Origin of the sequence: Nocardioides sp. dk884, assembly GCF_009557055.1 — a bacterium.
GTDB lineage: Bacteria > Actinomycetota > Actinomycetes > Propionibacteriales > Nocardioidaceae > Nocardioides.
Map to the genome: position 1 here is coordinate 4,154,411 of NZ_CP045649.1, position 24,946 is coordinate 4,179,356.

The window sequence follows — 24,946 nt, forward strand, 5'->3', positions numbered from 1 at the left end:
GTTCGACGGGCCGGTCAGACGATCTCGACGATGGTGGCGATGCCCATGCCGCCGCCCACGCAGAGCGTGGCGAGGCCACGGCGCAGGTCGCGGCGGCGCAGCTCGTCGACGAGGGTGCCGAGGATCATCGCCCCGGTCGCGCCGAGCGGGTGGCCCATGGCGATCGCACCGCCGTTGACGTTGGTGATCTCGTCGGTGATGCCCATGTCGCTCATGAACCGCATCGCGACGGCGGCGAACGCCTCGTTGATCTCGAACAGGTCGATGTCGGAGACCTCGAGACCGGCCTTGGCGAGCGCCTTGCGCGCCGCCGGGGCCGGGCCGGTGAGCATGATCGTGGGGTCGGCGCCGGACACGGCGGTGGCGATGATGCGGGCCTTCGGAGTCAGGCCGAGCTGCTGGCCGACCTCCTCGGAGCCGATCGCGACCAGGGCCGCGCCGTCGACGATGCCGGAGGAGTTGCCGGCGTGGTGGACGTGGTTGATCCGCTCGACCCAGTGGTACTTCTCCAGCGCCACGTCGTCGAAGCCGGCGTCCGCGCCGATCTGGGCGAAGCTCGGGCGCAGCCCGGAGAGGCTCTCCACGCTGGTGTCGGGGCGGATCAGCTCGTCGGCGGCGAGCACGGTCAGGCCGTTGATGTCCTTGACCGGGATGACGGAGTCGGCGAAGTAGCCGTTGGCCCAGGCCTTGGCGGCGCGGTGGTGGGACTGCGCGGCGTAGGCGTCGACGTCCTCGCGGCTCCAGCCGCCGAGGGTCGCGATCAGGTCGGCGCCGATGCCCTGCGGGACGAAGCCCGACTTCAGCGCGGTGGCCGGGTCGGAGGCCCAGGCGCCGCCGTCGGATCCCATCGGGACGCGGCTCATCGACTCCACGCCGCCGGCGAGGATCAGGTCCTCGAACCCGCCGCGCACGCGGGACGCCGCCTGGTTGACCGCCTCGAGCCCGGAGGCGCAGAAGCGGTTGAGCTGGACGCCCGCGACGGTGTCGGGGTAGCCCGCGGCGAGCGCCGCGGTCTTCGCGATGTCGCCGCCCTGGTCGCCGAGCGGCGAGACGACGCCGAGCACGACGTCGTCGACGCGGGCCGGGTCGAAGGAGGGGTTGCGCTGCTTGACCTCGTCGAGCAGCCCGACCACGAGGTCGACCGGCTTGACCTCGTGCAGCGAGCCCGCCGCCTTGCCCTTGCCGCGCGGCGTACGAATGTGGTCGTACACGAATGCTTCTGCCATGACCGTCCTTGCGAAAGATGTGTCGATGGTCGGGCCTCGGCCCGGGTTGGTCCCTTGATTGTGACACCATTAGTGTCACGGTCAAGAGCGTCGGGGCAACTGCTCGGGTGTGACCTGGACCACGAACCCCGGGGTGATCTCGGGAACAGGCCCGGCGCGGCAGGAGAGAAGGGCGGCCATGACCCAGAGCGAGGCTTCCGAGCTCCTCACCCTGGAGGAGCTCACGACACGCATCGGCATGAGCGTGCGCAACGTGCGCTTCTACACCTCCAAGGGCCTGGTGCCCCCGCCCGTGCGGCGCGGCCGCTCGGGCTACTACGGCACCGACCACGTGGCCCGCCTCGAGCTGGTCCAGGAGCTGCAGGGCCACGGCTTCACCCTGGCCGCGATCGAGAAGTACGTCGCGGCGATCCCGGCCGACGCGACCCCCGAGGACATCGCGCTGCACCGCACGATGCTGGCGCCCTGGCAGGCCGACCAGCCCGACGAGATGACACTGTCGGAGCTGGAACGCCGCGCCGGACGCACGCTCGGCGAGGACGACCTCGCGACGCTGTCGGCGCTGGGCATCGTGGTGCGCAACCGGCGCGGGCGCTACGAGGTCTCACTGCCGCAGCTCAGCGTGGGGCTCGGCCTGCTCGACCTGGGCTTCCCGACCGAGGCCGCGGTCGCCGCCGCCGGCGTGTACGCCGAGCACGGGCGCGCGCTGGCCCGCGAGCTCAACGAGCTGTTCCGCACCATGGTGTGGCCGGTCTACAAGGAGGCCGGCACCTCCCCGGAGAAGATCCAGGAGGTCGTGGAGCGGCTCAAGCCGCTGTCGATCGCCAGCCTGGTGACCGCCTACGAGACGGCCATGGACGACCTCAAGCGCGAGCGGATCGCCGAGCGCACCCGGCGGGCCGACCCGGCGGCGGACGGCGTACCGCACGACGGGCAGGTCGCCCGGGAGGTCTCCTAGCCGGGAGCGCCGCTTGCCGCTCGTTCCTAGGGTGGCCCCATGACCACGTCCCCCACCGTGCTCGTCACCGGCGCCACCGGCTTCGTCGGGCGCCGGCTGGTGCCCGCGCTCGTGGACAGTGGGCACCGGGTGAAGGCGATGACCCGCCACCCCGACACCTACGACGGCCCCGGGGAGCCGGTCTTCGGCGACGTGCACGACCCGGGCTCGCTCGCCGACGCCCTGGAGGGCGTGGACGTGGCGATCTACCTGGTGCACTCCCTCGACGACGACGACTTCGAGCGCAAGGACGCCGCCGCGGCGCGCGGGTTCGGGACTGCCGCGGCCGCCAGCGGGGTGCGCCAGCTGGTCTACCTGGGCGGGCTCGGCTCCGAGGACGAGACGCTCTCCCCGCACCTGCGCTCACGGCGCGAGGTCGAGCTGCTGCTCGGCGAGGCCGGCGTACCGGTCACCGTGCTGCGCGCCGCGATCGTCGTCGGGGCCGGTGGCATCTCCTGGGAGATGACCCGCCGCCTGGTCAAGAACCTGCCCGCGATGGTCGTGCCGCGCTGGGCGGCGACGCTCACCCAGCCGATCGCGATCGACGACGTGGTGCGCTACCTGGCCGGCGTGGTCGACAACGACGACGCGGTCGGACGGGTGCTCGAGATCGGCGGGGCCGACCAGCTGACCTACCTGCAGATGCTGCAGGAGGCGGCGCGCGAGATGCACGGGCGCCGACTGCCGATCGTGCAGGCACCGGTCGGCACGCCGGTGCTCTCGTCGTGGTGGATCACCCTGGTCACCGGCGTCGACACCACGACCGCCGCCAACCTCATCGAGTCGATGGGCAACCGGGTCGTGGTCACCGACCCCGCGATCCGCGCGATCGTGCCCGGGGAGCCGCTGACGTACGCCGAGGCGGTGCGCCAGGCGCTCGCGGAGGGCTGAGCCGGCTCAGGCGCCGAAGACCAGCGGGAGCACCAGCAGCATCGACAGCGACCAGGTGCAGTGGGTGAGGATCGGCCCGAGGATGCCGCCCGAGGCGCGGCGCTCCAGCCCGACGACCACGCCGAGCAGCAGGGCCGCGAAGGACAGCATCACGTTGCCGGTCGCGAGGGTCGCGACGCCGTAGGCCAGCGTCGTCCAGGCGACCGGGTGCCGCGGGATCGCGGCGTACGCGGCGCCGCGGAAGAACAGCTCCTCGGCGACGCCGTTGACAGCGGTGATCACCACCAGCAGCGGCACCGAGCCCTGGTCGGCGAAGTCGAGCACCGAGCTGACCTGGCCCGAGAGCCAGGGCAGCTCGCGCACGATCAGGCCGCCGACCACGAAGAGTGCGGCCAGCCCGGCCCCGAGGGCGATGGGTGTCGCCCAGGGCCGGACGAGCTCGCCACGCCGGGCGATGCGGCCCAGGTGCAGGGGCCCGGAGCAGAACGCCCCGAGCGCCCACACGCCGGCGAGCCCGAACGTCGCGGGATAGAACCAGGGATTACCCGGCTCGATCCGCAGCGACAGCCCGAGCACGACCGCGCCGATCAGCACGAACCCGAGCGTCACCAGCTGGCGGCGGCGCAGCGCGGTGGGCGTCTCGCGGTGATCGCGCGGGACGACCTCCCACAGGGAGCGCTGCAACCAGCTGCGCACCGGGCTCATGGGTTTCGAGGTTAGCGGCGACCCGAGGAGAAGCTCGCCGCGCTGTGGCTGCCGCCGGAGGCGCTGGCGGCACCGCTGCTGCCGCCACGGGCGGGTCGACCCGAGCGAGCAGCCGGCTTGCTGCCGGCGGGCTTGCTGCCCGAGCGGGCGCCGCCCTGGCCACCGGAGCGTCCGCCGCCCTGGCCGCTGGCGCCACCGCTGCGACGACGGTTGCGACCGCCGCCGTTGCCGGAGGGGCCCTCACCCGACGGGCGACGACCGGGCGCCTGGGCGGGGACCTCGAGCTCGAGGCCGCCGATGACGATCGTGCGCTCGCCGGGGGCGAGCGTGGTCAGCATCGGGTGCTTCGGGCCGTCGATCTTGGTGATCGTCGGCTTGATGCCGGCCGCGCGGGTCAGGTCGCGCACGTCGCGGACCTGGTCGTCGGTCATCAGCGTGATCACGGTGCCCGCCGCGCCGGCGCGCGCCGTACGGCCCGAGCGGTGCAGGTAGGCCTTGTGCTCGGCCGGCGGGTCGGCGTGGACCACGAGCGCGACGTCGTCGACGTGGATGCCGCGGGCGGCGATGTCGGTCGCGACCAGGGTGCTGGCCTTGCCGGCGTGGAAGGCATCCATGTTGCGGGTGCGGGCGTTCTGGCTGAGGTTGCCGTGCAGCTCGACGGTGGGGACGCCGGACTTGTTCAGCTGACGGGTGAGCGCCTTGGCACCGTGCTTAGTGCGGGTGAAGACCACGGTGCGGCCGGGCGCGCTGGCCAGGTCCACCAGGACCGAGACGCGCTGCTCGCGGGCGAGGTGGAGCACGTGGTGGTCCATCGTGGACACCGGCGACTGGGCCGAGTCGGCCTCGTGGGTGACCGGCTGGTTGAGGAACCGCTTGACCAGCACGTTGATGCCGTTGTCGAGGGTCGCCGAGAACAGCAGGCGCTGGCCCTCACGCGGGGTCTTGTCCATGATCCGGCGCACGGCCGGCAGGAAGCCGAGGTCGGCCATGTGGTCGGCCTCGTCGAGGATCGTGACCTCGATCGAGCCGAGGTCGCAGTGACCCTGGCTGATCAGGTCCTCGAGGCGGCCCGGGCAGGCCAGCACGATGTCCACGCCGCGACGCAGGCCGGCGACCTGGGGGTTCTGGCCGACGCCGCCGAAGATGGTCTGGGTGGTGAGCCCGGCGGCCGAGGCCAGCGGGTCCAGCGCCTCCTTGATCTGGCCGACCAGCTCGCGGGTCGGGGCCAGGATCAGGGCGCGGGGGCGACCGGCGGCCGAGCGGCGACCGGCGGCACGCAGCCGGGTCACCATCGGGAGCAGGAACGCGTAGGTCTTGCCGGAGCCGGTGCGGCCGCGGCCGAGCACGTCGCGCCCGGCCATCGAGTCGGGGAGGGTCGCCGCCTGGATCGGCGAGGGGACCGTGATGCCCCGCTCGGTGAGCAGGGCGACGAGGTCAGAAGGCACGCCGAGGTCGGCGAAGGAAGAGGAAGACAAAGGGGTATCACTCACTGTGGCGGTGTCTCGCCAGAAGAAGGGGCTCGTCCGGCTCCGGTGACGGAGCCACAGGGACGAACAGCAGGCCCGAGGCAAGACAGGACGGGCCGCGTTCGCAGCGTACGGGGGCCGACCCCCATCTCTTGCATCCCCGCGCCGACTGCTGGGTCACACGCGTGCCGCGAGTCGGCGCGAATGGCGTGGCGAGTCGGCGCCAATGGTTGCGCGAGTCGGCGCGAGTGGCGCGTCGGGTCGGCGCGATGCCGACCCGACGCACCAGTCGGGCCGAACCGGCTACTTCAGGCCGTCCTTGATGTCCTTGGCGGCGTCCTTGACGTGCTCGCCGGCCTGCTTCACGCCGGCAGACGCCTGGTCGCCCTTGCCCTCGGCCTGGAGGTCGCGGTCGCCGGTGGCCTCACCGGTCTTCTCCTTGCCCTTGCCGCCGAGCTCCTCGGCCTTGTTCTTCGCCTTGTCGGTGAATCCCATCAGGTCCTCCTCGAACTGTTGCGGAGGCCTCCAGTACCCGCTCAGGCGAAACGGAGCACCCCGTCGTCGATCCGGTCGCGGCGGATCGTGCGCAGGTCGGTGAGGTAGTTCTGGGTGAGCATCCACGGCGCCCGGTCGCCCTGTCGGGGCAGCCGGTCCAGGGCGCGCAGGACGTAGCCGGACTGGAAGTCCATGAACGGGCGCTCCCCCACCTCCGGGTCCCGCACCGGTACGACGCTGCGCGCGCCGCACTGGTCGAGGTGGGCCAGCAGCCGCACGACGTACTCGCTGACCAGGTCGGCCTTGAGCGTCCAGGAGGCGTTGGTGTAGCCGATCGTGTAGACGAAGTTCGGCACCCCGCTGAGCATCAGCGCCTTGTAGGCCATCGCACCCGCGAGGTCGACCGGTACGCCGTCCACGCTGAGCTCGACGCCGCCGAAGGCCAGCAGTCGCAGCCCGGTCGCGGTCACCACGACGTCGGCCACGAGCTCCTCGCCCGAGGTGAGCCGGATGCCGTGCTCGGTGAAGGTGTCGATCGTGTCGGTCACCACCGAGGCGTCCCCGCGCCGGATCGCCCGGAACAGGTCGCCGTCCGGCACGAAGCACAGCCGCTGGTCCCACGGGTCGTAGCGGGGGCGGAAGTGGGTGTCGACGTCGACCTCGGCCGGCAGCTGGGCGGCGACGCCCGAGCGGATCACCCGCTTGACGACCTCGGGGCGCCGGCGCGCGAGCTGGTAGAAGGCCACCGCCTGCAGGATGTTCTTCCAGCGCACCACCGGGAAGGCGAGACGCCTGGGCAGCCGGCTCAGCGCCGTGGCCACCGGGTCGCGACCCGGACGGGACAGGACGTACGTCGGGGAGCGCTGAAGCATCGTCACGTGCGCCGCGTCCGCGGCCATCGCCGGGACCAGCGTGATCGCGGTGGCCCCGCTGCCGATCACCACGACCCGCTTGCCGGCGTAGTCGAGGTCCTCGGGCCAGTGCTGGGGGTGCACGACCTCCCCGGCGTACCGCTCGATGCCGGGCAGCTCGGGGGAGTGGCCCTGGTCGTAGTCGTAGTAGCCCGAGCAGCAGTGCACGAAGCCGGCCGTCATCGTCAGCGGCTCGCCGTCGCGGTCGATCTGCACGCGCCAGTGGGCGCGCGCGGAGTCCCAGTCGGCGCTCACGACGCGGTGGCCGTAGCGCACCAGCCGGTCCACGCCACGCTCGCGCGCCACGGTGCGCACGTAGTCGAGGATCAGCTCGCCGTCCGCGAGCGCGGTGTCACCCACCCAGGGCCGCCAGCGGTAGCCGAAGGTGAACATGTCGGAGTCCGAGCGGATCCCGGGATAGCGGAACAGGTCCCAGGTCCCGCCGCTGACCGGGCGCGCCTCCAGGACCGCCACGCTGCGCCCGGGGTGGTGCTCGCGCAGCTGGGCGGCCGCGCCGAGGCCGGACAGGCCGGCCCCGATCACCAGGACGTCGACGTGCTCGGGGGTGGGCCCGGGGGCGGGCATGGGGGCGGCGCTCATGCCCCGCAGCGTAGGGCGCGCCCGGTTGAGGCTCAGGACTCCGGCAGGTAGTGGGTCCAGGGCCGGCTCAGCGCGAAGGATCGGCCGGTGATCTCGCGCGGCACGATCTCGACGACGTTGTATTTGAGGGTGCCGACCCAGGGCCGCAGCGCGATGTTGTCGGCGCGGTGCTCCTCGTCCTCCTCGAGCACCCGGGCGCTGCCGCGCACGATCACGCTGCGCGCCCGCTCGTCCTCGATCTCGTCGATCTCGAGGACGACCTCGCCGTGCATGACGACGCCGAGCAGCTTCTCGCCCTCGGCGGAGCGGAACAGCAAGGTGTCGTGGTCGACGGCGTAGTTGACCGGGACCAGGTGGACCTCGTCGACCAGGCGGAAGGCCAGGCGGGCGAGCTCGTGGGAGCGCAGCAGTCGCCAGCACTCCTCGGTGTCCAGGACCGTGACCATCTCGTCATCGACCGGCATGGTGTCTCCTCCTCGTGGTGCCTGCGACCAACCTAGGGCGCGGCACCGACACCCGACAGGGCCGGAGGTCCCAGGCCCGGGATCAGCGCGCGAACAGCTCCACGAACCGCGCCAGCAACCGCGGCGGCTCGGTCACCACCGCGGCGCGGGCGTGAGCGATCAGCTCCGCCTCCTGGAGCGGCTCGAAGTAGCCGTGGTCGCGGTAGATCTGGATCCGCTCGACCAGGCCCTCGTCGTCGAGCTCGGGGTGGAACTGGGTGGCGTAGACCCGGGTGCCGAGCCGGAACGCCTGCACCGGGCAGGTGGCCGACGACGCCAGCAGCACCCCGCCCTCGGGCAGCCGGCTCACCGCCTCCTTGTGCCCGACGAACGCCGCGAACTCGGGCGGCATCGCGGACAGCAACGGGTCGACCGCCCCGGCCTCGGTCAGCCGGACGGTCACCGAGCCGATCGGCTCGCCGTACTCGCGGTCGACGTGTCCGCCGCGCAGGCCGCCGAGCGTGCCGATGCCGTAGCAGGCGCCGAGGAACGGCGTGTCCGCCGCCACCACCCGCTCGGCGAGCTCGCGCAGCTCGATCTCGACGCGCAGCTGGTCGGGTCCCTTGAGCTGCGGGGGGTCGCTCACGGTGTACGGCCCGCCGCCGAGCACGATCCCCGACCAGTCCTCGAGGTCGAGGTCGCCGACGGCGTCCGCGAGCGAGCCGCGGTCCAGGCGCACCCGTCGTACGTCGCGCTCGGCCAGGCCGGTGCAGCGCAGGATCGCGGCGTACTCGGCATCGGCGGCGTCGTCCTCGGGCCGGGTGCCGAGGAACAGGAACGGCCTCACCTGTCAGCTCCGTCGGTGTCCATCGGGCCCCGGTGCCCCGCCGGGCGGGCCTTCAGGCCTGCACCGCGACGCCGCGCTCGATCAGCCCGTCCACGTCGGCGATCCCCCAGGCGGCGAGCGCCTCGCGGGTCTGCTCGCCGACGGTGGCCGCGGGGGGCGTGCCGATCGTGGCGCGGGTGCGCGAGAAGCGCGGCGCGGGCTGCGGCTGGACGAAGCCGTCCTTCTCGACGAACACCTCGCGGGCGGCCATGTGCGGGTGCGTGACCGCCTCGCTGATCGGGATGATGCCGGCGACGCAGGCGTCGGTGCCCTCGAAGACCTCGACCCACTCCGCCTGCGTGCGGGCGGCGAAGGCCTCGGTGATCAGCCGGCGCAGCTCGTCGCTGCGCTCGAGCTCGAACTGCCCGGGCGCGCGGTCCTTGATGCCGAGCAGCGTCACGAACGCGTCGAAGAACTGCGGCTCCAGCGCACCCACCGACATGTGGCGGCCGTCGGCGGTCTCGTAGATGTCGTAGAACGGCATGCCGCCGTCGAGCAGGTTGGACGCGCGCTCCTCGGTGAAGGTCCCCATCGCCAGGAACGCCGCGCCCATCGCGTTGAGGTGGGCGGTGCCGTCGACGATCGCAGCGTCGACGACCTGGCCGCGCCCGGAGATCCGCGCCTCGAGCAGGGCGGCGAGGATGCCGATCACGAGGTAGGTCGAGCCGCCGCCGAAGTCGCCGACCAGGTTGGTCGGGAAGTGCGGGCGGGTCTTGTCCTGGCCGAGGCCGTAGAGGGTGCCGGTGATCGCGATGTAGTTCATGTCGTGCCCGGCGGCCTGGGCCAGCGGGCCGTCCTGGCCCCAGCCGGTCATCCGGCCGTAGACCAGGCGCGGGTTGACCGCGTGGCAGTCCTCGGGGCCGAGGCCGAGCCGCTCGGTCACGCCGGGGCGCATGCCCTCGACCAGCACGTCGGCGTCGGCGATGAGCTCGAGGACGGTCTTGGTGGCCTCGGGGTCCTTGAGGTTGAGCGCCACGCTGGGACGCCCGCGGTTGAGCAGGTTGCCCGCGCCCCCGGCCAGCGCCTGCCCGCCGGGGCGCTCGACGCGGATCACGTCGGCGCCGAGGTCGGCGAGGATCATGCAGGCGTGCGGGCCGGGCCCGATCCCCGCGATCTCGACGACCTTCACCCCGCGCAGCGGTCCGCTGCCCTGCCCCAGTTCGTACGTCATGGCGCGATCATGACAGAACCACTGTCACAGTGGGAGGGGTCTCGGCGGGGCATCTCATCGCGGCCCGCCGACGCTTGTAACGCGGGGTTATTGACGCTGCACACGCCGTATGCGAGGTGTGCAGCGACGATAACCCCGCGTTACAGCAGGTGGGCGGGCCCCGCCTCAGGCCGGCAGCACCCGCCGCAGGAACTCCTGCGTGCGTGGCTCGCGGGGGGCGCTGAAGATCTGCTCGGGCGGGCCCTGCTCGAGGATGCGGCCGCCGTCGAGGAAGCAGACGCTGGTGGCGACGTCGCGGGCGAAGGCCATCTCGTGGGTGGCAATCACCATCGTGGTGCCGGCGGCGGCCTCGGCGCGGACGATGGCCAGCACCTCACCGACCAGCTGCGGGTCGAGGGCCGCGGTGATCTCGTCGAGCAGCAGCAGGCTCGGGCCGGTGCACAGCGCGCGGACCAGCGCGGCGCGCTGCTGCTGGCCGCCGGAGAGCCGGTCGGGGTGCTTGTCGGCCTCGGCAGCGAGCCCGAAGCGGCCGAGCAGGTCGCGGGCCCGCTCCTCGGCCGCGGCACGCGTGACGCCGTGCACCCGGCGCGGGGCGAGGGTGCAGTTGTCCAGGACGCTGAGGTGCGGGAAGAGGTTGTAGGCCTGGAAGACCATCCCCATCCGCTGGCGCACCTCGCGCGGGTCGATGCGGGGGTCGGAGATCTCGCGGCCCTCGAAGCGGATCACGCCATCGTCGATGTCCTCGAGCAGGTCGATGCAGCGCAGCAGCGTGGACTTGCCCGAGCCCGAGGAGCCGATCAGGCAGACCACGTCGTGGGGGTTCACGGTCAGCGAGACGCCGTCGAGCACCAGGCGCTCGCCGTAGGTCTTGCGCAGGTCGCGGACCTCGAGCAGCGGCTCACTCACAGGTCCAGTCACAGGGCACCAGCCCGTTCCTTCTCGACCCAGCGCCGCTGCAACCAGTCGGTGAACCGCGCCAGCGGCACCGTGATCACCACGAAGAACAGCGCGACCACGACGTACGCCGTGTAGTTGAAGTGGTACGCCGTGTAGTCGCGCGCGGCGTACACCGCGTCGAAGGCGCCCACCAGCGAGACCAGCGCGGTGTCCTTCTGCAGCGACACGAAGTCGTTGAGCAGGGGCGGCACCACCCGGCGTACGGCCTGCGGCACCACCACGAAGCGCAGCGCCTGGCCGCGGCTCAGCCCGAGCGCGGAGGCGCTGTTGAGCTGGGAGGGGTGGATCGAGTCGATGCCCGCGCGGAAGACCTCCGCGACGTAGGCGGAGTAGGACAGCACCAGCGCGACAGCTGCCCAGAACAGGCCGCTGTTCGGCAGGCCCTCCAGGCGCAGCGCCGGGACGCCGAACCCGAGCAGCAGGATCAGCAGCACCGTCGGCACGCCGCGCAGGATGTCGGTCCACAGCACCGCGACGATGCGCAGCGGGGTCAGCAGCGCCGAGCGCGAGACCCGGACCAGCGCGATGCCCAGGCCGAGCAGCAGGATGAACGGCTCGGCGGCCAGGAAGATCAGCACGTTCTTCCAGAACACCGCCCAGATCTCGGGCAGCACGTCCCGGGCGTGGCCGGGGTCGAAGAACGTCTCACGGACCCGGTCCCAGCCAGGGGTGCTGGTGATCCCCAGGCCGAGCAGCGCGAAGACCACGATCGTCGCAGCGCTGGCCACCAGCACCGAGGAGCGGCGGCGGGCGCGACGCACCCGGCGCCGCTCGAGCTCGCGCTCGCTCGGCGCCCAGGTGTCAGTCATGGGGTTCAGTCAACACGGGGTGCGGCGGCGCCGGACGGGTGTCTCGGTCAGGAGAGCTCGGGCACGCCCACGACGTCGGAGAGCCACTCGGTCTCGATCTGCTCGAGCGTGCCGTCCTCGCGCATCTCGGCGAGCGCGGCGTCCACGCACGGGACCAGGTCGCTGCCCTTCTCGAAGAGCATGCCGAACTCCTCCTGGTCACCGGTCTCCGGCTGGAACTGGCCGATGATCTTCGAGCCCTCGATCTCCACGGCGGAGATGTAGAACGCGGTGGGCAGGTCGGCGATGATCGCGTCGACCTGGCCGTTGAGCAGCGCCTGCTTGGCGGCGTTGGTGTCCTCGAAGACCAGCGGCTCCTCGCCGGGCTCGATCACGTCGCGGATCGCGGTGAGCGAGGTGGTGCCGGTCTGGGCGCCGAGCTTGAGGTCCTGGAGGTCGGCGAGGCTGGCGGCCTTCGCGCCGTCGGTGCCCTCGAGGGCGATGACGGCCTGGGCGGCGGAGTAGTAGCCGTCGGAGAAGTCCACGACCCCGGCGCGCTCGGGGGTGATCGAGATCTGGTTGATGTCGAAGTCGAACTTCTTCTCCCCCGGCGCGTAGGAGGAGTTGAACGGCACCCGCACCCACTCGACCTCGTCATCGGCGAAGCCGAGTCGGTCCGCGACCTCGTAGGCCACCGCGGACTCGAAGCCCTTGCCGTTGGTGGCGTCGTTGTCGACGAACCACGGCTCGTACGCCGGGGAGTCGGTGCCGACGGTCAGCTGCCCGTCCTTGACGAACGTCGCGTCCTCGGCGCACTCGGCCGGCTCGACCGTCGCACCGGCGTCGGCCGACGGGGAGTCGGTGGCCTTGTCGTCCTCGGGCGCGCACGCGCCGAGCAGGGCGAGGCTGAGGACGGCGGGCACGGCCAGGGAGCTACGACGCAGACGCATGAGGCGAATCGTAGGCCGCGACACCCTCGGGACCGCCCCTGTCCGCCCTCGAGTGACCCAGGTCACCCGACCGCACTGGACCGGCGGTTTGCAACGAGTTGCATAGGGCCTCAGGGTGGCCTCATGGCCCTGGACCACGCCCTGCTCGTCGCGCTGAGCGAGCGCCCCGCCTCCGGTGCGGACCTGACCCGGCGCTTCGAGCGGTCCCTGGGCTTCTTCTGGAGCGCCACTCACCAGCAGATCTATCGGACGCTGGCGCGGATGGAGGGCCAGGACTGGCTCACCGCCACCGAGGTGGCCCACACCGACCGCCCCACGACCAAGGTGTACGCCGTCTCCCCGGCCGGCCGCGCGGCGCTGGCCGCCTGGCTGGCCGAGCCCTCGGTCACCGAACCCGCGCGCAGCGACCTGGCCGTGAAGATGCGTGGCGCCTCCTTCGGCGACCGCGCCGCCGTCCTGGCGGTGGTGCGCGATGCCCTCGCCGACCACCTCGCGCGCCTGGAGCACTACCGCTTCCTCGAGGCCCGCGACCACCCCGACCCGTCCGCCCTCAGCGGCCTCGAGCTCGACCAGCACCTCGTCCTGCGTGGCGGGATCCGGCTGGAGGAGTTCTGGGTGGCGTGGCTGACCGACTACCTGGAGGCCCACCGATGACGCCCTACCCGCACCTGCTGGCGCCGCTCACGCTCGGCCCGCTCACCCTGCGCAACCGGGTGGTGATGGGCTCGATGCACACCGGGCTGGAGGACCGGGTCCGCGACCTGCCCGCGCTGGCTGCGTACCTCTCCGAGCGCGCCCGCGGCGGCGCCGGGCTGATCGTCACCGGCGGCTACGCCCCCGACAAGCGGGGCTGGCTCAAGCCGCTGGCCTCCGAGCTCACCACCCGGCTGCAGGCGATGCGCCACCGCGAGGTCACCGGCGCGGTCCACGACGCGGGCGGCGCGATCGCGCTGCAGGTGCTGCACGCGGGGCGCTACGGCTACCACCCGTTCAGCGTCTCGGCCTCGGCGCAGCGCTCGCCGATCACGCCGTTCCGCCCCCGCGCGCTCTCCACCCGGGGCGTGGACCGCACCGCCACCGCGTTCGCGCGCACCGCGGCGCTCGCGGTCAAGGCGGGGTACGACGCGGTCGAGATCATGGGCTCCGAGGGCTACCTGATCAACCAGTTCCTCGCGGCGCGCACCAACGATCGCACCGACGCCTGGGGCGGCACCGCTGCCAAGCGGATGCGCTTCCCGGTCGAGGTCGTGCGCCGCACCCGCGAGCTGGTCGGCGACGAGCTGCCCATCGTCTACCGGATCTCGCTGCTCGACCTCGTCGAGGACGGGCAGAGCTGGGAGGAGGTCGTCGAGCTCGCGCACCTGCTCGAGGAGGCCGGCGTCACCGTGCTCAACACCGGCATCGGCTGGCACGAGTCGCGGGTGCCGACGATCATCACCCAGGTCCCGCGGGGCGCCTGGCGCTCCCACACCGCCCGGCTGCGTGCCGAGGTCGGGATCCCGGTGTGCGCCTCGAACCGGATCAACACCCCCGAGCTGGCCGAGGAGATCCTGGCCGCCGGAGAGGCCGACCTGGTCTCGATGGCCCGCCCGCTGCTGGCCGACCCGGCCTTCGTCGAGAAGGCGGCTGCCGGGCGCGCCGACGAGATCAACACCTGCATCGCCTGCAACCAGGCCTGCCTGGACCACGTGTTCGCGAACCGCTTGGCCTCGTGCCTGGTCAACCCGCGGGCCGCGCGGGAGACGACGCTGGTGCTCGCGCCGACCCGTCGCCGGGCCCGAGTGGCGGTCGTCGGGGCCGGCCCGGCCGGGCTCGCCGCCGCCGTCTCCGCCGCCGAGCGCGGCCTGGCGGTCACCCTCTTCGAGCGCTCCTCGCAGCTGGGCGGGCAGTTCCGCCTGGCGATGGCGGTGCCCGGCAAGGAGGAGTTCGCCGAGACGCTGCGCTACTTCACCCGGCGTCTGGAGGTGCTCGGCGTCGAGGTGCGCCTCGGGGTCACCGCGACCCTCGCCGAGCTCACCGCCCGCGACCACACCGGCGCCCCGGCGTACGACGAGGTGGTGGTGGCGACCGGCGTCGAGCCGCGGGTGCCCGACCTCGAGGGCGTCGACCACCCGAGCGTCGTGACGTACGCCGAGGTGCTGTCCGGGCGCGTGGTGCCCGGGCGCCGGGTGGCGGTAGTGGGTGCCGGCGGGATCGGCGTCGACGTCAGCCACTGGCTCACCCACGACCCCCGCGAGACCGAGGACGACTGGCGCGCGCACTGGGGCGTCGGCGACCCCTCACTGCACCGCGGCGGGCTGACCGAGGCCAAGCCGCGCTCGCCGCTGCGCGAGGTCACCCTGCTGCAGCGCAAGACCACGCCCATCGGCGCGGGGCTCGGCAAGACCTCGGGCTGGGCGCACCGCGCGGTGCTCAAGCAGTCCGGGGTAGAGCGGGTCACCGGCGTCACCTACGACCGCATCGACGACGAGGGGCTGCACTACACCCGCGACGGCGAGGCGCACGTGCTCGCCGTCGACCACGTGGTGCTGTGCACCGGCCAGGAGTCGGTGCGCGGGCTGCACGAGGAGCTGGTGGCCGCGGGCGTCGACGCGTACCTGATCGGCGGCGCCGACGTCGCCGCCGAGCTGGACGCCAAGCGGGCGATCGAGCAGGGGACCCGGGTGGCGGCGGGGCTGTAGCCGTCCACACCCGGCCCACGATTGGTCACGAACGGCACCCCAACGACCCGGATCGTTGTCGTTGGGGACCAAACGTCGACGCGATGTGACTGGTGGGGTCGGTGTGGCGTCCACGGGGTCAGCAGACGACCGGCCCGGCCGTTGAGTCGAGCTTGTCGCTACCAGGCCCACGATTGGTCACAAACGACACCCCAACAGCCCGGATCGTTGTCGTTGGGGACCAAACGTCGACGCGATGTGACTGGTGGGATTGGCGTGGCGTCCCCACCGCCCCCCCCACGTCACGCAGGTCAGCCCAGCAACCCCGCCGCGACGGCGTCCAGGCCCACGGCCCGGGAGCCCTTGACCAGCACCGTGTCGCCGGGGCCGACGTGGGCGCGCAGCCAGGCGAGGGCGGCGTCGCGGTCGGCCACCGGCTCCCCGCCCGTGGGCCAGGCCGCCTCGCCGACCGCCAGGAGCACGTCGACTCCGGCGTCGCGCGCGACCGCCCCGACCGCGGCGTGGGCGGCGGCCGAGGCCGCGCCCAGCTCGCGCATCTCGCCCAGCACCGCCACCGTGCGGCCCGGACGCTCGCGGCCCAGGTCGACCAGGGTGGCCAGTGCGGCGCGCACCGACTCGGGGTTGGCGTTGTAGGAGTCGTCGAGGACCAGCAGGCCGTCGGCGCGCTCACCCAGCGTGCTGCGCGAGGCTGCTGCGGGGCGGGCCGCCGAGAGCGCGGCGGCGATCTCCTCGAGCGGCCGGCCGGCAGCCAGTGCCATCGCGGCGGCCGCCGCGGCGTTCGCGACCTGGTGACGACCGGTGAGCGCGAGGCGCACCGGCGCCGACTGCCCCTCGTGGGCGAGCACGAACGACGCCCGGCCGCACTGGTCGAGCGCGAGAGAGTGCCAGGAGACGTCCCCGGCCTCCCCGAAGGTGAGCACCCGGGCGGTGGTCCGCGCGGCCATCGCGGCCACGGCCGGGTCGTCGGCGTTCAGCACCGCGACGCCGCTCGGCGCCAGCGCCTCGACCAGCTCCCCCTTCGCCGCCGCCACCAGGGCCGGCGAGCCGAACTCCCCCACGTGCGCCGAGCCGACCGCGAGCACCGCGGCGACCTGCGGCGGCGCCACGTCGCACAGCCAGGCCAGGTGGCCCAGGCCGCGCGCCCCCATCTCCAGCACCAGCTCCCGGGTGCCCGCTCCCAGCCGCAGGCAGGTCAGCGGCACCCCGAGCTCGTTGTTGAGGTTGCCCGCGGTGGCCACGCAGCCCCCGCCGAGCACCGCGGCCAGCAGCTCCTTGGTGGTGGTCTTGCCGTGCGAGCCGGTGATCGCGAACGTCGTCGGCGCGACCCGGTCCACCACGTGCCGCGCCAGCCGGGCCAGCGCCACCTGCGGGTCGCGCACCACCACTGTCGGCGCCGCGGTGGGCCGGCTGCCGAGCACGGCGTGGGCGCTGGCGGCGTACGCGTGCCCGTCGGCGTGCGCCCCGGCGATCGCCACGAACAGCCCGCCGGGCTCGGGACGGCGGGAGTCGAGGTAAGCGGCGCCGTCCACCACCGTGGCGGGGTCGCCGTGCACGGTGCCGCCGACGACGGCGGCGAGGTCGGCCAGGGAGATCGCGATCATGGCTCCAGCCTCGGGTGCGCACGCCCCCGCGCGCCTCGTCCTGGCGGCCAGGACCGCGGTACCTGCGACCAGTCCCCCGGCACCTCAGGCGGAGGCGCCGCCGGCTGCCACGCGCCGAGGGTGGAGCCATGACGATCCTGCTCTGCGACCCCCGGGTCGCCGCCGTGCCGGTGCACGAGTGCGGCGAGCCGCTGGTCGCCCTCGACGCCTCCTTCGGTCCGGCCCGGGCCCTGGTCCGCTCCGGGCTGGCCTCCCGGCTCGCGGCCGCCCGCGACGCGCTCCCGCCGGGCATCGGGCTGCGGGTGCTGGAGGGGCATCGCAGCGTCGCCGACCAGCGCCGCATCATCGACCGGTACGCCGGTGAGGTCCGCGCGGCGTACCCCGACGCGGACGACGCCGAGGTGGAGCGGCTGACCAGCCGATTCGTGAGCCCGGTGGCGGTCGCGCCGCACGTCGCGGGCGCGGCGGTCGACCTGACCCTGGTGGACGCCTGCGGCGAGGAGCTCGACCTGGGCACGCCGGTCGATGCGACCCCCGAGCAGTCCGACGGCCGCTGCTGGACCGCGGCGGCCGGGATCGGCGCCGACGCCCGCGCCCACCGCGACCTGATGGCCCGGGTGCTCGGCGGCGCCGGGCTGGTGAACTACCCGACCGAGTGGTGGCACTGGAGCCACGGCGACCGCTACTGGGCGCTGCGCACGGGTGCGCCCGCCGCGACCTACGGCCCGGTCCCGGCAGCCGGCGCCGGGGCAGCGGCGTGAGCGCGGTGCCACGGGCGCGGACCGCTGACCGGGTGGCAGCGCCGCGGCTGCTCATCGACCCCGAGGCGATCGCGGCCAACACCCGCGTGCTCGCCGGGCGGGTGGCACCGGGCACGCCGGGCGGCACCGCCCTGATGGCGGTCGTGAAGGCCGACGGCTTCGGTCACGGCGCCGTGACCGTCGCCCGTGCCGCGCTGGCCCACGGCGCGAGCAGCCTCGGCGTCACCACCGTCGCGGAGGGTCTCGCGCTGCGCGCGGCGGGCCTCGACGCACCGGTGCTGAGCTGGCTCAACGGCGTCGACGCAGACTTCGCCCTCGCGATCGGGGCCGGCATCGACCTCGCCGTACCGTCCACCGAGCACCTCGCCGCGATCGCCGCGGCCGCGACGCCCGGACGCCCCGCGCGGGTGCACCTGCAGCTCGACACCGGGCTGGCCCGCGACGGCGCCGAGCCGTCCGGCTGGGCCAGCCTGTGCCGGGCCGCGCGCACCGCCGAGCGCGCCGGGCGCATGCGGGTCGTGGGCCTGATGGGCCACCTGGCTCGCGCCGACGAGCCTGGCCACCCCGCCAACGCCGTCGGGCGGACCCGGTTCGCGTGGGGGCTCCAGGTCGCGCGGTCCTGCGGGTTGCGTCCCGCCGAGCGCCACCTCGCCGCGACCGCCGCCACCCTCACCGACCCGCAGAGCCACCACACGCTGGTCCGCGTCGGCGCCGGCCTGGTCGGCATCGACCCCAGCGGCACCACCGCGCTGCGTCCCGCGGTCACCCTGAGCGCCCCGGTCGTGCAGGTGCGCCGGGTCCGCGCCGGCACCGCGGTCGGCTACGGCCACACCTGGACCACGCCCCGCGCGACCACCCTCGCGTTGCTGCCGGTCGGGTACGCCGACGGGCTGCCGCGCACCGCCTCCGGCCGCGCCTCTGTGCTGCTGCGCGGGCAGCGGCGCGCGCTCGTCGGCCGGGTCTCGATGGACCAGGTGGTCCTCGACCTCGGCGACGACGCCGTCGAGCTCGGCGACACCGCCACCGTGCTCGGCCCCGGCGACGCCGGCGAACCCACCCCGGCCGAGTGGGCCGCCTGGTCGGGGACCCTCCCCCACGAGGTGCTCACCGGCTTCGGGCCGCGACTCGACCGGGTCGTGGCCACCACCGTCCTCAGGAGCGTTCGATGAGCACCGCAGCCCGCACCCCCGTCCCGACCCGCACCCCGATCGGCCGGGTGGCCGTGATCGGCGGCGGCACCAGCTGCGAGCACGATGTCTCCCTCGCCTCCGCGGCCGGGGTCGCCGACGCGCTGGTCGCGGGCGGGCACGACGTGGTCGGGCTGACCATCGACCCCGAGGGGGTGTGGCGCGACGCCGCCGAGCGGCCGGTCGGGCTGGCCGGCGCCGTGCACGTGCTGCGCTCGTGCGCGGTCGCCGTACCGGTCGTCCACGGCCCCGGCGGCGAGGACGGCACTCTGGCCGCGCTGCTCGACCTGGCCGGCGTCCCCTACGTCGGGTCCGGCGTGGGCGCGGGTGCGCTCGCGATGGACAAGTGGGCCACCAAGCTGGTCGCCGAGGCGCTCGGCATCGCCACCGCGCCCGGCGTGCTGCTGACCCGCGCCAGCGCCGCGGCGTACGTCGTGGACCACCCGGTGGTCGTCAAGCCGGTCGCGGCCGGGTCCAGCCACGGGGTCTCGCTGGTGCGCGAGCCCGGCGAGCTCGCCGCGGCGCTGGACGCGGCGTTCGCCCTCGACGACCGGGTGCTCGTCGAGGACGTCGTGGACGGCCGCGAGATCGACGTCGCGGTGCTCGCCAGCGGCGGCGAGCTGCTGGTCTCCCCGGCGCTGGAGATCCGGGTGGACGGGCTCTTCGACTTCGAGGCGAAGTACGCCGGCGGCGCGGACTTCGTGCTGCCCGCCCCGCTCAGCCCCACCGAGCAGAAGGCCCTGGAGGGCGCGGCGCTGGCGATGTTCGGCGCGCTCGGCTGCCGCGGGGTGGCTCGGGTCGACTTCTTCCTCACCGATGCCGGGCCGGTGCTCAACGAGGTCAACACGATGCCGGGCTTCACCGCGCACTCCCAGGTGCCGCAGATGTTCGCCGCCGCCGGCATCGACTACGTCGCGCTGGTCGACCGACTGGTGCGCGACGCGTTGGGCGCGGCCGCGGTCCCCCGCGCGGCGGCATGAGGGCAGCGACATGAGGATCGGCGGCCTCGACCTGCTGCGCGGTGTCGCGGTGGCCCTGGTGGTGCTGCGCCACGCGCTGCCGGAGGTCTTCCCGGGCGCCGGGGTGGTCGGGGTGGTGATGTTCTTCGCGCTGTCGGGCCACCTGATCACCGGGCTGCTGCTGGAGGAGTCCGGGCGCACCGGCCGGGTCGCGCTGGGCCGGTTCTACCGGCGCCGGGCCCGGCGGCTGGTCCCCGCGCTCGCGGTGGTGGTCGCGGTGTGGCTGCTGGTCACGCTGACCCTTGACCCGGTCGGGGAGCGCGACGACGTGGGCCGCACCCTGCTGGTCGCGCTGACCTGGACCGGCAACCTGCCCGGGTTGGTGCCCGGCGGGGCGACGTTCCACCTGTGGACCCTCGCCACCGAGGAGCAGTTCTACCTGCTCTGGCCGGCGCTGCTGTCGCTGGCGGTGGCGCGCGGGCGGGTGCGGCTGCTGCTCGTCGGCGCGGCCGCGGCCTGCCTGGTGGCCTGCGTCGCGACCACGGTGTGGCTCGCCGAGGCGCCGGACCTGGCCTATCCGCTGCCCACCTCCTGGGCGCTGTGCTTCGTGATCGGAGCCGCCAGCCGGGTGCTGCTCGAGCACCGCCCGCAGGGGGTCGACGTACCGCCGCTTCTCGTGGGGCTCGCCGTGGCCGCGCTGGGGGTGCTGGCCGTGGTTCCATTGCGCGGTCACGCGCTCACCTACCTGGCAGGAGGACCGGTCATCGCTGCGCTCACCGCGGTGCTGCTGCTCGCCTGGCGACGCTGGCGGACCGTGACCGGCCCGCTGCGCGCCCTGGTCTGGCTCGGCACCGTCTCCTACGGCGCCTACCTGTGGAGCTACCCGCTCACGCTGTGGCTGCGCCCGCACCTTGAGCTCGGCGGCGTGATCGCGGCCGTGCTGACCGTCGGCGCCGCCGCGCTGAGCTGGTACGCCGTGGAGCGGCCGCTGCAGCGCCGCCGTCCGGCGCCCGTGGCGGTGCCCGCGTGAGCAGCACGCCCGCTCCCGCTCGACCGCACCCGCTCGACGACTGGCGGCGCTGGGCGCCGGACCTCGCCGTCGGCGCGCTCGCGGTGCTCGTCGGCATGCTCGAGGTGCTCGGCACCGAGCTCTACCCCGACGAGAGCCGTGGCGGGCTCACCGTCTTCGTGCTCGGCTTCGCGCTCGCCGCCGGGCTGAGCCGGCACGCGCCGGCGATCGCGCTGGTGCTGGTCTGGGTCCTCGGGGGCGCCCAGGTGATGACCGAGACCCGGCTGCTGCTGGTCGAGCTCGTGGTGGCGCTGGTCGCGTTCGGCTGCGCCCGCTGGGGCCGCCCGGCGACGGTGTGGGCGAGCGCGCTGAGCATCCCCGCGGGCGGGCTGGTGGTCGTGCTGGCGGCGGCCTGGTTCGCCGACTCCGGGGCGATCCACGCCGTGCTGCGCGCCTACCGGGACCCGCTGGAGCTGGCCTACTCGCTCGGCAACACCTGGCAGGTGGCGATCGGGCTGCTGGCCCTCGCGATCCTGGCCGTGCCGTGGCTCGCCGGGCTGGCGCTGCGCTTCCTGGCCCGGGCCCGGGACTCGCGGGCCTCCCAGGTCGTCGCCGAGGACGAGGCGGCCATGGCGGTGCGCGAGCGCGAGCAGGCCGAGGAGATCGCCCATCTGCGCGAGGAGCAGACCCGGCTGGCCCGCGACGTGCACGACGTCGTCGGGCACTCGCTCGCGGTGATCCTGGCCCAGGCGGAGTCCGCGCAGTACCTCCCCGACGCCGACACCACCGCGCTGAAGCAGACGATGGCGACCATCGCGACCTCCGCGCGCAGCTCGCTGCAGGACGTGCGCCAGGTGCTGACCAGCACCCAGGCGCCCGCCAGCTCCCCCGGCGGCCTCGACGAGCTCGTCGAGGGGGTGCGCGCGGCCGGTCACGACGTGCGCGCCAGCGAGGTCGGCACCCCGCGCCCGATGCCGCCGGAGCTCGAGACCGTCGCCTTCCGGGTGCTGCAGGAGATGCTCACCAACGCGATCCGGCACGGGCGCCGCGACACCCCCGTGCTGGTCGAGCGGCACTGGGACGGCGAGCTGCGCCTCGAGGTGCGCAACAGCATCGCCGAGGCGCCCGCCCCGGACCCCGAGCTGACCCGTCCGATCGGCGCCGCCGAGCGCGACGCCGCGGGCCCGGTCGCCCCACCAGGAGCCGGCCAGGGGCTGGAGGGCATGCGCCGCCGCCTCGAGGCGGTCGGCGGGCGCCTCGACGTACGCCGCCGCGAGGAGGCCGACGGGCCGACGTTCACCGCGACCGCGTGGGTCCCGACGCGGGGGCTGAGCCGGTGAGCGGGCCGACCTCTGGGCCGATCTCTGGGCCGATCTCTGGGCCGATCCGGGTGCTGCTGGTCGACGACCAGGAACTGTTCCGCGCGGGCGTGTCCGTGATCGTCGACGCCCAGGACGGCATGGAGGTGGTCGGACAGGCCGCCGACGGCCTGGAGGCGGTGCGGCTGGTCGAGCAGCTGGTGCCCGACGTGGTGCTGATGGACATCAGGATGCCGGAGATGGACGGCGTCGAGGCGACCCGGCAGATCTTCTCCCCCGAGCGGGTCGCCGCACGCCCGCACCCGGTGCGGGTGGTCGTGCTGACCACGTTCAACCTCGACGACCGCGCGGCCACCGCGATCCGGCACGGCGCGAGCGGGTTCCTGCTCAAGGACACCACCCCGCGTCAGCTGGGCGAGGCGATCCGCACCGTGCACGCCGGCAACGCCGTACTCGCCCCGACCGACCTGTCCACGCTGCTGGACGGGCAGTTCCGCAGCGCGACGCCCCCGCCCCCGGCATACCTCGGGCTGACCGAGAAGGAGCGCGAGGTGTTCACGGCGGTCGCGCGGGGGTTGTCGAACACCGAGATCGCCGGCCACGTCTTCGCCAGCGAGTCGACGGTGAAGACCCACGTGGGCGCGATCCTGCGCAAGCTCGCGCTGCGCGACCGGGTGCAGATCGTGGTCTTCGCGCACCGGCACGGGCTGGTCTAGGGCTGGCCCCGGCCCAGGGCGCGACTAGCCCGGCTCGTCCTCGTCGACCCGCTCCAGGAAGGCCAGGATCCGCTCGAGGAGCAGCGAGGTGGCGGCCTCGTCGTGCGAGGCGAGGCTGGGGTCGGTGAAGAGGTGCTGCTCGCCGGGGTAGACGAACAGCTCGGCGAGCTCGGGCTGGGCCGCGACCAGCTCGCGGGCTGCCGCGAGGTCGCCGTCGCCGGCGAAGAACGGGTCGTCGGCCATGCCGTGCACCTGCACGGGTACGCCGGCGGGCCAGGGACCGAGCTCCTCGGCGGGCAGGCAGGCCTCCAGCAGCAGCGCGCCGCGTACGCCCGGGCGGAGCTGGGCCAGGGTCTGGGCCGCCATCACCCCGAGCGAGACGCCCGCGACGACGAGGTCGTCAGGCAGCCCCTCGGCGCTGGCGCGCCCCCGCTCGAGCAGGACGTCGAAGCCCAGCGACCGGGCATGGTCGATGCCGGCGTCGAGGTCGTCGAAGACGCGCCCGTCGTAGAGGTCAGGCAGGTGGACGGTGTGCCCCGCAGCGCCGAGACGGTCGGCGAGGGAGCGCATCCCGGAGGTGCGCCCGCAGGCGTGGTGGAGCAGGAGTACGTCGGCCATCCCCCGACGATGGCACCGCGCGCCGACAACCGCCAGGGTCCGCCGCCCCCGGTCCCGGGGGCGGGGGGGTGGCTGGGGTTGCTGCCGGGGATGGCCGGGGGTGGCCGGGGGTGGCCGGGGTGACTGTGCCTTTCCGCGCAATTGCTGGGAAAAACACCGCCCGAGCGCCAAAACAGGTACCAAACCCAGCAATTGCGCAGTTACGCGCGCCCCCCGGGCACCCCAACCCAGCCCACCGACCAGCTACCCCACCGAACGCGTCTGGGCGGCGATCAGGCCGGCGTACCAGTCGAAGGAGGCCTTGGGGGTGCGGCGCTGGGTCTCGCGGTCGACGTCGACCAGGCCGTAGCGCAGCGAGTAGCCGCGGCTCCACTCGAAACCGTCGAGCAGCGACCAGGTGTAGAAGCCGCGCACGTCCACCCCGCGCTGGACGGCATCGGCCACGGCGCGCAGGTGGGAGTCGAGGTAGTCGATGCGCTGCTGGTCGTCGATCACGCCGTCGGGCCCGGGCCGCACGTCGTAGGCGCAGCCGGCCTCGGTGATCACGATCGGCGGGAGCGCCGCGCGGTAACGGGCACGGGCGGTGATCAGCCACTCGCGCAGCGCGGCGGGGACGACCGTCCAGCCGCCGTCGGTGGTCGGGTAGCCCAGCAGCGGGCGCAGCTCGAAGGGCAGTGCCGCGTCCTCGTCGGTGGCCGCGACCTTCATCGGGCTGTAGTAGTTGACGCCGTAGAAGTCCAGCGGCTGCCGGATGGTGGCGAGGTCGCCCTCGACGATCTCCGGCTCGAGCAGCGGCAGCAGGTCCTCGGGATAGCGGCCCAGGAGCATCGGCTCCAGGAACAGGCCGTTCCAGATGGCGTCGAAGAGCTTGCCGGCGCCGACGTCGGCCGGGTCCTCGGAGGCCGGCCACATCGGCGCGTGGTTGTTGGCGCAGCCGATGCTCGTGGCCCCCGCGGCGCGCAGGGCGACCGCCGCCCGCCCATGGCCGAGCAGCAGGTGGTGGGCCGCACCGACGGAGTCGAAGAGCAGCTCACGGCCCGGCGCGGAGGTCCCGATGCCGTAGCCGACGAACGCCGCGACGTTGGGCTCGTTGACCGGCACCCAGTGGGTGACCCGGTCGGCGTAGCGCTCGGCGACGATCTCGGCGTAGTCGGCGAACCGGTCGGCGGTGGCCCGGTTGAGCCAGCCACCGTCGTCCTCGAGCGCCTGCGGGAGGTCCCACTGGTAGAGCGTGACCATCGGCTCCGCCCCGGCCTCGAGGACCCCGTCGATCACCCGGTCGTAGTGGTCGAGCGCGCGCTGGTTCGGCGCACCCGAGCCGGTCGGCTGGATGCGTGGCCAGGCCAGCGACATCCGGTAGCCCTGCACGCCGAGGCGCGCCACGAGCCCGAGGTCCTCGGGCCAGCGGTGGTAGTGGTCGCACGCGACGTCGCCGGTGTCGCCGCCCTGGATCCGTCCAGGGGTGTGGCTGAAGGTGTCCCAGATGCTGGGTCCACGGCCGTCCTCCTCGACCGCACCCTCGATCTGATAGGCCGATGTGCTCACGCCCAGCTCGAAGGCAGGCGGCAGCACGGGGAACGAGCGCTGGGGGGGCACGGCACAATCATGG

24 protein-coding genes are annotated in these 24,946 nt (G+C 73.8%); 10 read left to right on the top strand and 14 right to left on the bottom strand.

All coding sequences use genetic code 11. From position 1 onward, the window contains the following. Positions 1–14: 14 nt before the first annotated feature. On the bottom strand, positions 15–1,226 hold the full coding sequence (locus GFH29_RS19785; protein ID WP_153325438.1) for an acetyl-CoA C-acetyltransferase: 1,212 nt from the start codon (positions 1,224–1,226) through the stop codon (positions 15–17). A 178-nt stretch (positions 1,227–1,404) separates the two neighbouring features. Here GFH29_RS19785 and GFH29_RS19790 point away from each other — a divergent pair, with 178 nt between their 5' ends. Continuing rightward, positions 1,405–2,184: a MerR family transcriptional regulator gene (locus tag GFH29_RS19790; RefSeq protein ID WP_153325439.1), complete on the top strand. Its 780-nt coding sequence runs from the start codon at positions 1,405–1,407 to the stop codon at positions 2,182–2,184. Positions 2,185–2,223: 39 nt separating this feature from the next. Then, complete coding sequence (locus tag GFH29_RS19795) at positions 2,224–3,114, top strand: NAD(P)H-binding protein (protein WP_153325440.1); 891 nt, start codon at positions 2,224–2,226, stop codon at positions 3,112–3,114. Between the two features lie 6 nt (positions 3,115–3,120). Here the strand turns inward: GFH29_RS19795 and GFH29_RS19800 are convergent, their stop codons facing one another. The 10 genes from GFH29_RS19800 to GFH29_RS19845 all read right to left on the bottom strand — a co-directional run bounded on the left by GFH29_RS19800 (position 3,121) and on the right by GFH29_RS19845 (position 12,486). Further along, on the bottom strand, positions 3,121–3,819 hold the full coding sequence (locus tag GFH29_RS19800; protein ID WP_153325441.1) for a type II CAAX endopeptidase family protein: 699 nt from the start codon (positions 3,817–3,819) through the stop codon (positions 3,121–3,123). 11 nt (positions 3,820–3,830) lie between these two features. Then, positions 3,831–5,294 (bottom strand): DEAD/DEAH box helicase, encoded by a 1,464-nt coding sequence (locus tag GFH29_RS19805; protein WP_153325442.1) that lies wholly within the window; start codon positions 5,292–5,294, stop codon positions 3,831–3,833. Positions 5,295–5,588: 294 nt separating this feature from the next. Continuing rightward, positions 5,589–5,780 (bottom strand): CsbD family protein, encoded by a 192-nt coding sequence (locus GFH29_RS19810; RefSeq protein ID WP_153325443.1) that lies wholly within the window; start codon positions 5,778–5,780, stop codon positions 5,589–5,591. A 41-nt stretch (positions 5,781–5,821) separates the two neighbouring features. Next, a complete protein-coding gene (locus GFH29_RS19815) occupies positions 5,822–7,291 on the bottom strand; it encodes a flavin-containing monooxygenase (protein WP_228387641.1) in 1,470 nt (489 codons plus the stop codon). Between the two features lie 32 nt (positions 7,292–7,323). Then, the gene (locus GFH29_RS19820) at positions 7,324–7,755 is read right to left on the bottom strand and encodes a pyridoxamine 5'-phosphate oxidase family protein (protein ID WP_228387642.1); all 432 of its coding nucleotides are present in this window, start codon (positions 7,753–7,755) and stop codon (positions 7,324–7,326) included. 82 nt (positions 7,756–7,837) lie between these two features. After that, positions 7,838–8,581 carry a glutamine amidotransferase gene (locus GFH29_RS19825; RefSeq protein ID WP_153325444.1) on the bottom strand — a complete coding sequence of 248 codons (744 nt, stop codon included), beginning with the start codon at positions 8,579–8,581 and terminating at the stop codon, positions 7,838–7,840. A gap of 52 nt (positions 8,582–8,633) precedes the next feature. Beyond that, positions 8,634–9,791 (bottom strand): CaiB/BaiF CoA transferase family protein, encoded by a 1,158-nt coding sequence (locus tag GFH29_RS19830; protein WP_153325445.1) that lies wholly within the window; start codon positions 9,789–9,791, stop codon positions 8,634–8,636. 165 nt (positions 9,792–9,956) lie between these two features. Continuing rightward, positions 9,957–10,697 carry an amino acid ABC transporter ATP-binding protein gene (locus GFH29_RS19835; protein WP_194289567.1) on the bottom strand — a complete coding sequence of 247 codons (741 nt, stop codon included), beginning with the start codon at positions 10,695–10,697 and terminating at the stop codon, positions 9,957–9,959. 8 nt (positions 10,698–10,705) lie between these two features. Further along, the gene (locus tag GFH29_RS19840) at positions 10,706–11,557 is read right to left on the bottom strand and encodes an amino acid ABC transporter permease (protein ID WP_153325447.1); all 852 of its coding nucleotides are present in this window, start codon (positions 11,555–11,557) and stop codon (positions 10,706–10,708) included. Between the two features lie 47 nt (positions 11,558–11,604). Further along, positions 11,605–12,486 carry an ABC transporter substrate-binding protein gene (locus GFH29_RS19845; protein ID WP_153325448.1) on the bottom strand — a complete coding sequence of 294 codons (882 nt, stop codon included), beginning with the start codon at positions 12,484–12,486 and terminating at the stop codon, positions 11,605–11,607. A 123-nt stretch (positions 12,487–12,609) separates the two neighbouring features. Between GFH29_RS19845 and GFH29_RS19850 the strand changes: the two genes are divergently transcribed. Together GFH29_RS19850 and GFH29_RS19855 are read left to right on the top strand one after the other, a co-directional pair. Next, positions 12,610–13,140 (top strand): PadR family transcriptional regulator, encoded by a 531-nt coding sequence (locus GFH29_RS19850; protein WP_153325449.1) that lies wholly within the window; start codon positions 12,610–12,612, stop codon positions 13,138–13,140. Next, positions 13,137–15,167: an NADPH-dependent 2,4-dienoyl-CoA reductase gene (locus GFH29_RS19855; RefSeq protein ID WP_153325450.1), complete on the top strand. Its 2,031-nt coding sequence runs from the start codon at positions 13,137–13,139 to the stop codon at positions 15,165–15,167. Before GFH29_RS19850 ends, GFH29_RS19855 begins: the two co-directional genes overlap by 4 nt. Before the next feature lie 290 nt (positions 15,168–15,457). On the opposite strand, the gene GFH29_RS19860 is transcribed toward GFH29_RS19855, so the two are convergent. Further along, positions 15,458–16,768, bottom strand: a complete 1,311-nt coding sequence (locus GFH29_RS19860; protein WP_153325451.1) for a UDP-N-acetylmuramoyl-tripeptide--D-alanyl-D-alanine ligase — start codon at positions 16,766–16,768, stop codon at positions 15,458–15,460. Between the two features lie 128 nt (positions 16,769–16,896). Between GFH29_RS19860 and GFH29_RS19865 the strand changes: the two genes are divergently transcribed. The 6 genes from GFH29_RS19865 to GFH29_RS19890 are packed head-to-tail and all read left to right on the top strand — an operon-like array spanning position 16,897 to position 22,719. Continuing rightward, positions 16,897–17,529, top strand: a complete 633-nt coding sequence (locus GFH29_RS19865) for a M15 family metallopeptidase (RefSeq protein WP_153325452.1) — start codon at positions 16,897–16,899, stop codon at positions 17,527–17,529. Beyond that, on the top strand, positions 17,526–18,698 hold the full coding sequence (gene alr / locus GFH29_RS19870) for an alanine racemase (RefSeq protein ID WP_153325453.1): 1,173 nt from the start codon (positions 17,526–17,528) through the stop codon (positions 18,696–18,698). Before GFH29_RS19865 ends, alr begins: the two co-directional genes overlap by 4 nt. Beyond that, positions 18,695–19,696: a D-alanine--D-alanine ligase family protein gene (locus tag GFH29_RS19875; protein WP_153325454.1), complete on the top strand. Its 1,002-nt coding sequence runs from the start codon at positions 18,695–18,697 to the stop codon at positions 19,694–19,696. Before alr ends, GFH29_RS19875 begins: the two co-directional genes overlap by 4 nt. Before the next feature lie 10 nt (positions 19,697–19,706). Then, the gene (locus GFH29_RS19880) at positions 19,707–20,705 is read left to right on the top strand and encodes an acyltransferase family protein (protein ID WP_153325455.1); all 999 of its coding nucleotides are present in this window, start codon (positions 19,707–19,709) and stop codon (positions 20,703–20,705) included. Continuing rightward, on the top strand, positions 20,702–22,024 hold the full coding sequence (locus GFH29_RS19885) for a sensor histidine kinase (protein WP_153325456.1): 1,323 nt from the start codon (positions 20,702–20,704) through the stop codon (positions 22,022–22,024). Before GFH29_RS19880 ends, GFH29_RS19885 begins: the two co-directional genes overlap by 4 nt. Before the next feature lie 32 nt (positions 22,025–22,056). After that, positions 22,057–22,719, top strand: coding sequence for a response regulator (locus GFH29_RS19890; RefSeq protein ID WP_153325932.1), 663 nt, complete (start codon positions 22,057–22,059; stop codon positions 22,717–22,719). A gap of 24 nt (positions 22,720–22,743) precedes the next feature. Here the strand turns inward: GFH29_RS19890 and GFH29_RS19895 are convergent, their stop codons facing one another. Together GFH29_RS19895 and GFH29_RS19900 are read right to left on the bottom strand one after the other, a co-directional pair. Then, a complete protein-coding gene (locus GFH29_RS19895; protein WP_153325457.1) occupies positions 22,744–23,337 on the bottom strand; it encodes a dienelactone hydrolase family protein in 594 nt (197 codons plus the stop codon). 243 nt (positions 23,338–23,580) lie between these two features. Continuing rightward, positions 23,581–24,933 (bottom strand): GH1 family beta-glucosidase, encoded by a 1,353-nt coding sequence (locus tag GFH29_RS19900; RefSeq protein WP_228387643.1) that lies wholly within the window; start codon positions 24,931–24,933, stop codon positions 23,581–23,583. Between the last annotated feature and the right edge of the window lie 13 nt (positions 24,934–24,946).

Coding starts and splice junctions, on each gene's coding strand:
- GFH29_RS19785 (WP_153325438.1), bottom strand. CDS start 1,226: ATGGCAGAAGCATTCGTGTACGACCACATTCGTACGCCGCGCGGCAAG.
- GFH29_RS19790 (WP_153325439.1), top strand. CDS start 1,405: ATGACCCAGAGCGAGGCTTCCGAGCTCCTCACCCTGGAGGAGCTCACG.
- GFH29_RS19795 (WP_153325440.1), top strand. CDS start 2,224: ATGACCACGTCCCCCACCGTGCTCGTCACCGGCGCCACCGGCTTCGTC.
- GFH29_RS19800 (WP_153325441.1), bottom strand. CDS start 3,819: ATGAGCCCGGTGCGCAGCTGGTTGCAGCGCTCCCTGTGGGAGGTCGTC.
- GFH29_RS19810 (WP_153325443.1), bottom strand. CDS start 5,780: ATGGGATTCACCGACAAGGCGAAGAACAAGGCCGAGGAGCTCGGCGGC.
- GFH29_RS19815 (WP_228387641.1), bottom strand. CDS start 7,291: ATGAGCGCCGCCCCCATGCCCGCCCCCGGGCCCACCCCCGAGCACGTC.
- GFH29_RS19820 (WP_228387642.1), bottom strand. CDS start 7,755: ATGCCGGTCGATGACGAGATGGTCACGGTCCTGGACACCGAGGAGTGC.
- GFH29_RS19830 (WP_153325445.1), bottom strand. CDS start 9,791: ATGACGTACGAACTGGGGCAGGGCAGCGGACCGCTGCGCGGGGTGAAG.
- GFH29_RS19840 (WP_153325447.1), bottom strand. CDS start 11,557: ATGACTGACACCTGGGCGCCGAGCGAGCGCGAGCTCGAGCGGCGCCGG.
- GFH29_RS19845 (WP_153325448.1), bottom strand. CDS start 12,486: ATGCGTCTGCGTCGTAGCTCCCTGGCCGTGCCCGCCGTCCTCAGCCTC.
- GFH29_RS19850 (WP_153325449.1), top strand. CDS start 12,610: ATGGCCCTGGACCACGCCCTGCTCGTCGCGCTGAGCGAGCGCCCCGCC.
- GFH29_RS19855 (WP_153325450.1), top strand. CDS start 13,137: ATGACGCCCTACCCGCACCTGCTGGCGCCGCTCACGCTCGGCCCGCTC.
- GFH29_RS19860 (WP_153325451.1), bottom strand. CDS start 16,768: ATGATCGCGATCTCCCTGGCCGACCTCGCCGCCGTCGTCGGCGGCACC.
- GFH29_RS19865 (WP_153325452.1), top strand. CDS start 16,897: ATGACGATCCTGCTCTGCGACCCCCGGGTCGCCGCCGTGCCGGTGCAC.
- GFH29_RS19875 (WP_153325454.1), top strand. CDS start 18,695: ATGAGCACCGCAGCCCGCACCCCCGTCCCGACCCGCACCCCGATCGGC.
- GFH29_RS19880 (WP_153325455.1), top strand. CDS start 19,707: ATGAGGATCGGCGGCCTCGACCTGCTGCGCGGTGTCGCGGTGGCCCTG.
- GFH29_RS19895 (WP_153325457.1), bottom strand. CDS start 23,337: ATGGCCGACGTACTCCTGCTCCACCACGCCTGCGGGCGCACCTCCGGG.